Source organism: Aliarcobacter sp. (assembly GCF_041672065.1).
GTDB lineage: Bacteria > Campylobacterota > Campylobacteria > Campylobacterales > Arcobacteraceae > Aliarcobacter > Aliarcobacter skirrowii.
On record NZ_JBAZAH010000063.1, the window covers coordinates 1 to 9,615 of the forward strand.

General features: G+C 28.5%; 8 protein-coding genes. 4 read left to right on the forward strand and 4 right to left on the reverse strand.

Annotated features, from left to right (window positions below; genetic code table 11):
- The coding region (locus WC168_RS08365) for a ribonucleoside-diphosphate reductase subunit alpha (protein ID WP_372618650.1) at window positions 1-2,332 on the reverse strand (2,332 nt) is incomplete at its 3' end.
- A gap of 13 nt (window positions 2,333-2,345) precedes the next feature.
- Window positions 2,346-3,674: an adenylosuccinate lyase gene (purB, locus tag WC168_RS08370; RefSeq protein WP_372618652.1), complete on the reverse strand. Its 1,329-nt coding sequence runs from the start codon at window positions 3,672-3,674 to the stop codon at window positions 2,346-2,348.
- A 112-nt stretch (window positions 3,675-3,786) separates the two neighbouring features.
- On the opposite strand from purB, the gene WC168_RS08375 reads away from it, so the two are divergent.
- Window positions 3,787-4,689 carry an RluA family pseudouridine synthase gene (locus WC168_RS08375; protein ID WP_372618654.1) on the forward strand — a complete coding sequence of 301 codons (903 nt, stop codon included), beginning with the start codon at window positions 3,787-3,789 and terminating at the stop codon, window positions 4,687-4,689.
- 3 nt (window positions 4,690-4,692) lie between these two features.
- Here WC168_RS08375 and WC168_RS08380 read toward each other — a convergent pair whose 3' ends face one another.
- Window positions 4,693-5,874, reverse strand: a complete 1,182-nt coding sequence (locus WC168_RS08380; RefSeq protein ID WP_372618656.1) for a YbfB/YjiJ family MFS transporter — start codon at window positions 5,872-5,874, stop codon at window positions 4,693-4,695.
- Window positions 5,875-5,969: 95 nt separating this feature from the next.
- On the opposite strand from WC168_RS08380, the gene WC168_RS08385 reads away from it, so the two are divergent.
- A complete protein-coding gene (locus WC168_RS08385; RefSeq protein WP_066352151.1) occupies window positions 5,970-6,806 on the forward strand; it encodes a LysR family transcriptional regulator in 837 nt (278 codons plus the stop codon).
- A 164-nt stretch (window positions 6,807-6,970) separates the two neighbouring features.
- On the opposite strand, the gene WC168_RS08390 is transcribed toward WC168_RS08385, so the two are convergent.
- Complete coding sequence (locus tag WC168_RS08390; protein WP_372618658.1) at window positions 6,971-8,218, reverse strand: MgtC/SapB family protein; 1,248 nt, start codon at window positions 8,216-8,218, stop codon at window positions 6,971-6,973.
- A 131-nt stretch (window positions 8,219-8,349) separates the two neighbouring features.
- Here WC168_RS08390 and WC168_RS08395 point away from each other — a divergent pair, with 131 nt between their 5' ends.
- Both WC168_RS08395 and modA read left to right on the forward strand, forming a co-directional pair.
- On the forward strand, window positions 8,350-9,132 hold the full coding sequence (locus WC168_RS08395) for a TOBE domain-containing protein (protein ID WP_372618660.1): 783 nt from the start codon (window positions 8,350-8,352) through the stop codon (window positions 9,130-9,132).
- 10 nt (window positions 9,133-9,142) lie between these two features.
- Window positions 9,143-9,615 (forward strand): molybdate ABC transporter substrate-binding protein (modA, locus tag WC168_RS08400; protein ID WP_372618662.1); only part of this gene is annotated, 473 nt, incomplete at its 3' end.

Genomic DNA, 9,615 nt, shown 5'->3' on the forward strand with positions numbered 1-9,615 from the left:
CAGGACTTTGACTTCTTAAATAATAAGTTGATTTAAGACCTAGTTTCCAAGCTAAAGTATAAATTTCATGCAGATATTTTCCACTTGCTTTATCTAAACTCATAAAAATATTTGTACTTTGTCCTTGGTCAATCCATTTTTGTCTAATTGCTGCTGCTTTTATAACTTGAAGTTGATCAATCTCAAATGCAGGTGTATAATACTCCCAAGTTTCAGGACTTAATTTTGGAACAACTACTGGAATTAATCCACTTAAGTTCTCTTCAAACCATTTTCTTTTATAAACAGGCTCTATTGCTTGAGTTGTTCCAACTAAAATTGAGATAGATGATGTTGGAGCAATAGCCATTAGGTAACCATTTCTCATACCATCTTTTTTCACTTTTTCTCTCAAAGATTCCCAATCACAAGAGCTATCAAATAAATCCTTCTCAACTAAAGCATTTACAGCTTGAGGAGTGTGGTCTTGAGGCATAACCCCTTTGCTCCAATTTGAACCTTCAAATAAACTATATGACCCCTTTTCAAGAGCTAAATTTGAACTTGATTCTATTGCATTGTATGAAATAGCTTCCATAATTTCATCAATTTTTTTGAAATGCTCAACGCTTCCCCAAGATATTTTATGACTTGCTAACATTTCAGCTTCACCCATAACTCCAAGACCTATTGCTCTTGTTTTTAGGTTTGTTGCTTTTACTTTTCTAAGTGGATAAAAATTTAAATCTATTACATTATCAAGCATTCTAATAGCTATTGGAACAACTCTTTTTATATCTTCAAAACTATTGATTCTTGATAGATTTACACTTGCTAAATTACAAACAGCAGTATCTCCATCAATTTTCTCTTTTTCAACTATAAAGATTTTTTTACCATTTATACTATCAAGTGCAGTTACTTTATTTGCTTTTTTTGAAATTCCACTATCTAGTTTTAAAACATCATTCTCCTCAAAAGTTTCAATAGTTCCATCTTCAAACTCTACTTTAATTAAGTAGTGATTTGGATTTGTATTTTGGAATATCTCTGTACATAAATTTGAACTTCTAATAATTCCACTATTTTGATTTGGATTAACTCTATTTGCAGTATCTTTAAAACATAAAAATGGGCTTCCACTTTCAAAATATGAAGTTAAAACTTTTTTCCATAAATCTTTTGCTTTTATTCTATTTTTTGTAACTTTATCACTATTTTCATATGCAATATATTTTGCAGTAAACTCATCACCAAAGCACTCACTTAAATCTTTTACTTCTGCTGGATCAAATAAAGTCCAATGAGAATCCTCTAAAACTCTTTGCATAAATAGATCACTTATCCAAAGAGCTGGGAAAAGATCATGAGCTCTTCGTCTCTCTTCTCCACTATTTTTCTTTAAATCAATAAAATCAATAATATCCATATGCCAAGTCTCAAGATAAACTGCAATTGCTCCTTTTCTTGTACCTAACTGATCAACAGCAATTGCAATATCATTTGTGATTTTCAAAAATGGAACAGTTCCACCAGCTGCACTTTTATGTCCATCAATAGCTCCACCTAAACTTCTAATTTGGTTCCAATCCCAACCAATTCCACCACCATATTTAGACAATAGTGCCATCTCTTTGTAACCATCAAAAATACCTTCAATATTATCAGGACTTGAACCAATATAGCAAGAGCTTAATTGATGTCTATTTGTTCTAGCATTACTTAAAGTTGGAGTTGCAAGCATAACTTCAAATTTAGAGATAACATCATAAAACTCTTTTGCTTTTTCCTGTTTATTATCTTCATTTTGAGCTAAAAACATAGCAATAGCCATAAACATTTGTTGAGGAAGTTCTATTGGTTCACCTTTAGAGTTTTTAATCAAATATCTATCATATAAAGTTTTAATTCCTAAATAGTTAAACAAAAAGTCTCTACTTGGGTCAATATATGAGTTTAAATCATCTAAATCATAACCACTTGCTAAATTTGGTATTAATCTTCCAGCCTCAATTCCAAAGTTAATGTACTCTTTTAAGTGTCTATATGCTTCACCTTTTACTCCATAAGTTGCAATCCCAACTCTATGGTATAAATCATATAAAAATAGTCTAGCAGCAACAAAAGTCCAGTTTGGAACATCAATATCAATCTTCTCAACAGCCGTTTTAATTAAAGCATCTTGAATATCACTTGAGTTCATTCCATCAACAAATTTTATATGAGAATCAAGCTCTAGCTCACTTTGACTAACACCATCAAGTCCAGCTGTTGCTTCAATAGTCATTTTTTGTATTTTTGTAATATCCAAAACCTCTTTTCGACCATTTCTTTTTTGAATCATTATTGCCATTTAAAATCCCCTATTAGTTAAAAACTCTGCTGAAAATTTTCTCTACATTTTTTGTATAGTAGTCAAAATTAAAACACTCTCTTATCTTATCTTCGCTCAAAGATTTTCTTAACTCTTCATCTGCTAAAAGATATTGAAGATATAAAGACTCACCTTTTTCATTTGTAGTTGGTTTTCCTTTTTGAATCTCACTCCAAACTTTCATTGCGTTTCTTTGAACTATTTTATATGCATCTTCTCTACTAACTCCTTGAAGTGGAAGCTCTAGTAAAACTCTTTGAGAAAATACAAGTCCACCTGTTAAATTTAGATTTTTCATCATATTTTCAGGCATAACTGTAAGATTTGCAATAACGCTATTCATTCTATGAAGCATAAAGTCTGTTGTAATAAATGCATCTGGTAACCAGAATCTCTCTGTTGAAGAGTGAGAGATATCTCTTTCGTGCCATAAAGCAACATTTTCTAAAGCAGGTGTTACATAAGCTCTAATTATTCTTGCAAGTCCAGTTATATTTTCAGTTAAAATAGGGTTTCTTTTGTGTGGCATAGCTGAACTTCCCTTTTGTCCAGCTGCAAAATACTCCTCAGCTTCATAAACTTCAGTTCTTTGAAGATGTCTAACTTGTACTGCAAATTTTTCAATACTAGAAGCTAGAAGTGCTAAAGTTGTAGCAAGTCTTGCATATCTATCTCTATGAATAACTTGATTAGAACAAGGTTCAGGTTTAAGTCCAAGCTCAGCCATTGCATACTCTTCAAGCTCTAAAGGTGCATGAGCAAAATTTCCCATAGCTCCAGAAATTTGACCAACTGCAATAACCTCCATAGTCTCTTCAAGATTTTTTAGATGTCTTTTAACTTCATCATACCAAACAGCTAATGTAAGTCCAAAAGTAATTGGCTCACCGTGAATACCGTGGCTTCTTCCTACCATTAGAGTATATTTATGTTCCATAGCTCTTTTTTTAATTGATTCAAGTAGCATTTTTACATCATCAATAATAATTTGTAAAGAGTCTCTCATTTGTAAAGCAACACCTGTATCAACGGCATCTGAAGATGTCATTCCATAATGAAACCATCTTGACTCTTCTCCTAAACTCTCACTTACACTTGTATTAAATGCTATTAAATCGTGTTTAGTAATAGCCTCTATCTCTTCAATTCTCTCTACTGAAAATTTTGCATTTTTTACTATTTTTTCACAATCACTATCTGGTATAAGACCTAATTTATTCCAAGCTTTTACAGCTGCTTTTTCTACTTCCAACCAAGCTGCATATCTTGCTTCTTGTGTCCATTTTGAGCTCATCTCTTTTCTTGCGTATCTTTCTACCATAAATTACCCTTCTAATCGTATTTCTATCTTTTTTATTATAAAATTGCTTTAAAATTGAATTTGAACTATACCTAACTAGAGCAAAATATAAGATAAAATCTAAGGAATAAATTTGGCATTTACACTAAAGAAATATGAAGCGATAAAAGATAAAAAAATTCAAGCATTTCTAGTTCACAACCTCGGTATAGAAGGCAAAGTAGCACAAAGACTTGTATCAAAAGGAAGAGTTTTTGATGAAAATAATAATAATATAAACACAGGCGAAACAATACCAACAAATCATATCTTTATAGCACTTTTTGAAGGTAACTCAAGAGGATTAAAACCTTTATTAGAATTTCAAGATTTTGCAATTTTTGATAAACCAACTCATCTTATGGTTCACCCTATATCTAAAAACACTCCTTACTCTTTACTTGATGAAATAAGATATCACTTTGGAGAAAATGCAAATTTAATTCATAGAATTGATGCTGAAACAAGTGGTTTAGTAATAGTTGGGAAAAATAAAAAGAGTGAAATTGAGCTAAAAGATATGTTTCAAGAGAAAAAATATCATAAATCTTATTTAGCAATTGTAAATGGTGAGATAAAAAAAGAGATAAAAATTGATAAAGCTATTGATAAAGAAGGTTTATTAATAGGTGTTAGAATGAAGGTTTGCTCTGAAAATGAGATTGGAAAAGAGTCAATTACAATCATAAAACCAATAAAATACAACAAAGAAAAAGATTTGACACTCATTGAAGCAATTCCACTAACAGGAAGGCAACATCAAATAAGAGTCCATCTTCACTCAATTGGACATACAATTTTAGGAGATCCTATTTATGGTGTTGATGATGAGAATGCTGAAAATTACTTAAATAAAACTCTAAGCAAAGAGGATAGATTTAAAATTACAGGTTCAAGCAGACTTTGGCTTCATGCAAATCATCTTGAATTCCCATATAAAGGTGTAACTTACAAAATCTACTCAAAAAATCAAGAGATTTTAGAGCAGATAAAATAAAATTTAGCAAATATCTTTTGGCTCAAATTTTTTTGCCATAAAAAGTAAAATAGCTCCACCAATTACAATAATAGCTGTTAAATACAAAGCATAATCATAGTTTCCATATTTTTCAATAAAATATACACTATAAAGTGGAGCTATTACTTGACCAACTCCATAAGATGTTGTTAAAGCTCCCATTAAAACAACTGGATTTCCTTTTGATAACTGCCCACCTAAATTCATAAATAGTGCAACAAGTCCTATGAAAGTACCTCCATATAAAACTCCACTTAATAAATTTAAGTATATATCACTTGTAAAAGCTGGAATTAAAATTCCAACAGCTTGAAGTAAAAGTGCAATTATTATTATGTTTGAGCTTCCAAATTTATGTGCCAATAACATCCAAATAATGCAAGATGGAATTCCAGCAACTCCTACAAGTGTCCAAGTAAGACTTCCATAACCTTCAAGTCCAGAAAGGTTGTTTATAATGTCTGGTAAAAATGTAGCTTGAACTACAAATCCAACACCTTCTGCAAAATATGCCATAATTAAAACTATTACAAATGGTGTAAAAATTGTAAAATCAAATTTCTGTTTTACTTGATTTTGTTTTACCTCTTTGTCAAATGATAGAATATAAACACTATAAAATGACAAAACTATTGCAAAAATAGCTAAAACAAACCATGAATCTCTCCAGCTATAATCTAAACTCAAAACAAATCTTGCAATTAAATCTGTAGTTAAAATAGAAAATCCAATTCCACTAAAGTGAATTCCCATAGCTTTTGTTTTACTTTTTATTGTAAGTTTTTGCATAACAATTGCAGTTCCAACTATTAAACACATAGCTCCAGCAAATCCTGCTAATACTCTTGATATCATCCAAACTGTATCATTTGTGCTATAAACTAAAACAAAAGTTGTAAGAATTGCCAAAACAACACCAAACCTATACAAATAAACCTTTACATTTATATCTTTTATAAAGATTGAAAATAGTGATCCACTTAAATATCCAGCAAAATTTAAAGAGGCCAAAATTCCAACAAATTTAATAGTTAAATAATCATCGAGCATAGGAGGAATTAATCCTGTAAATGCAAATCTTGCAACACCAATACCAATAATTATAGAGAAAATTCCAGCAATTAAAATTGAGATATTATTATTTCTATCAAAAAGCTTCAACATATTTTGCCTCAAAAACCAAATTTTTGTTATGATATCACTAAAAGTTATTTTGTGTCAAATAATTTATAATGATATGTGATATAAGGAGAGATGATATGGATCTAAATTTATTAAAAGTTTTTGTAACTGTTGCAAATAAAAAGAGTATTTCACTAGCAGCAAATGAGCTAAAATGTGCCCAATCAAATGTAACTTCAAGAATAAAACAGCTAGAAAAGAATTTAAAAGTTGAACTCTTTTTTAGAGTTCCAAAAGGTGTAATTTTGACAAAAGAGGGCGAAAAACTATACCCTCAAGCTCTTGAGTTAATACATAAAATGCAAAATTGTATCGATTCTATTTCTAATAACAATATTGAAACTGGAACTTTAAAAATTGGTTCAACAGATTGTAATGCAGCTGTTAGAATTTCGCCATTTTTATTAAAACTTCATAAAGATTTTCCAAATTTACATCTTGAGCTATTTACTGGAACAACAAAAGATATATATGAGTTAATACTTGATTATAGAGTTGATATAGCATTTATAAGTGGTGAACCTACAAATGATTCTTTAGTAGTTTTAAAAAAATTTGAAGAGGAAATTGCAATTCTTGAACCTCAAAAAGATGATGTTCCAAATGTAACTTTAACATTTAAAGAGGGTTGTGTTTATGATGAATTTTTAAAAAGCTATTTCCAACAAAAAAATATTTTTGTACAAAAGAGTCTTCCATTTGGAAATTTAGAAACAATTTTATCTTGCATAAAAGTTGGTATGGGTAAATCATTGCTACCAATAAGTATAGTAAAAAAAATGGGATATGATAAAGATATAAAAATTACTGTTTTACCAAAAGAAGAGGCTTATATACCAACATGTTTAGTTTGTAGAGCTGATAATATTCCAAAAATTAGTGATTATTTAAGAAAGATGAGTTTAGATGATTAATAAGTGATGAGTATAGTGTTTTAGTTAAACTTTTCTGTAAGTTTTATACTCATCAATTATAAATCATTTTTAAAGTGGAAATTATAGCAAAAATTTATTTCATTTAGATTTATTTTAAAAACTTATTTAAAAATTTAATCAAAATATAACAATAAGTAAGAAAATCATAAGATTAATCCTACCATTATTGTTAAAACTCCAAGAGTTGTTAATAAAACAAAACTAGATATTGCTTTTCTCTTTGCAAACCAAAATGTATATACAGCCTTTAAAATATTATTACTTCCAGTTGCAATAATAATAGCTGAAGCTACAGAAGATATATCAATATTATAATTTCCTGCTAATAGTGATAGAATAAATGGATCAATATCTGTAAATCCAATAATCATAGACAAGATATTTAAACCTGTTGTCCCATAAGAATCAACTACAAAACTTGTAATAATCATAGTAACTATAAATAAAAAAGCAAAAATAAAAGCAGTTCCCAATTCTAATGGATTTGAATCTGTTAGTTCAATATTTGCTAAACCATTTGATGCTTTTTTATAATATACAAAAGTTATAACTATACAAATTAATGAAAATATTAGAAATGGATAGACCAATATTTTGAAAACTTCCATATTAAATAGTGCAGCTATTACTGTAATTCTTAAATACATCATTAAAGTTGCAGAAATTATAGAAGCTGTAAACATATCGCTATTTTCTAAAGATTGAGATTTTTTTGATAAAACAACTGTTGTTGCAGTTGAAGAGTAAAGACCACCTAAAATTCCAGTTAAAAGTATACCTTTTGAAGGAAAAATATATTTTTGAAGAAGATAACTAAAGTATGATATTGAAGAGATTACAACAACTGTAAGCCAAATTTTATATAAAGATATTCCTAGATATGGAATTGTTTTATCTTGAGGAAGAAGTGGTAAAACAACAGCTGTTAGAAGTATAATTTTACTTAAAGTTTCAAGCTCATAGATATTTATATTTATCTTAAATTTTAAGAATTTATTTTTAGCATTTAATAAAAATATTGTAACAACAAATATTAAAGAGCTTAACCAAAAAGGAAAAAGATTTATTAAAGGGGCAAAACTATATACAATAATTGCAACTAAATATAATAAAATACTGCTCTTTTTGTCTTCTAAAAGTTTATAAAAAAGTAAAGAGTAAAGAATCGTAAAAGATAAAAATCCAGCTAAGTATAGAGTAAAATTATCTGATTCAAGTTTATATAAAATAAATCCTATAATTCCCAAAAATGTATATGTTCTTATTGTTCCTAAAAATATTTTTGAATCATTTTCATGAAATTTGGACAAATATGCTCTAACTTCTAAACCTATTAAAAAACTAAAAACTACTGTAGCTAAGAAATATAGCAATAGCTCATTTATTTGCATATAAACTTCCCCTTTTAAAAAATTTTATAATAATATCATAATTGAAGAGTTTATAAAAAATCATTATATATTAAGTTATATAAAGATAGAATTCTTGCTCGTTATATATTACAAAAATAACAAGGAGAAATATGCCAGTTTCATCTACTTTAACTTTTGAGCTTTTAAATAAACCTTTTTTACTTGAAAAGAGAATTGAACTTTTAAAAGCTATTAAACAAACAGGTTCAATAAACAAAGCAGCAAAAGTAGTTCCTATGAGCTATAAAGGAGCATGGGAAGCTATTGAAGCTATGAATAATTTAGCAAACAGTGCTATTGTTTTAAGAGAAACAGGAGGAGCTGGTGGTGGTGGAACAACCCTTACGGAGTATGGAGAGAAGATTTTACAAACTTACTCTTTACTAAAAGAGGAGCATAAAAAATTTATTGAAAATTTAAATCGAATTACAGATTTAAATAGTGGAACACTTAAAACAATAAGGAGATTATCAATGCAAATTAGTGCTAGAAATCAAATAGTTGGTGTTGTACAAGATATAGTTTTAGGAGAAGTTAATGCTCAAATTAGTTTAAAACTAAAAAGTGGAAATATTTTAACTTCAACTATAACAAATAGTGCTGTACAAAATCTTGGTTTAGAGCTTTTTGATGAGGTTGTTGCTGTTATAAAATCTAGTAATGTTTTAATATCAAATCAAAGTGAATTTAAAATTAGTGCTAGAAATATATTAAAAGGAGAGATAGAGCAAATCAATCTATCTAAGGTAAACTCAGAAGTTATAATAAATATTGGAAATGAAGATAAAGTTGTTGCAGTTATAACTACTGAATCTATAAAAAATATGGAATTAGAAGTTGGAAGTAAAGTTGATGTTATTATAAAAGCGTCTGATATTATGATTGGAAGATAAGGAAGATATTATGAAAAAAATTATTTTAACACTTGCGATTTTATGTTCAACTATATTTGCTGACAAAATAACTGTTTTTGCAGCTAGTGATTTAAAATTTGCTTTAGATGATATAAAAAAAGAGTTTTTAAAAGAGAATAAAGATGATGAAATTGAAATGATTTATGGAAGTTCAGGAAAAGGTATGCATCAAATAGAAAATGGTGCCCCTTTTGATATATTTTTTAGTGCGAATATGGACTTTGTTGAGAAACTTTATAATCAAGGTGATGTAGTAACTAAACCAAAAATGTATGCATTAGGAAGAGTTGTAATTTGGAGTAACCATAAAAGTTTTGATTCATCAAAGGGTTTTAAAAATTTAAAAGAGCCTTGGGTTAAAAAAATTGCAATCGCAAATCCAACACATGCTCCTTATGGTGAAAAAGCAAAACAGGCTATGGAATCTTTAAATATTTATGATACTTTAAAATCGAAATTTGT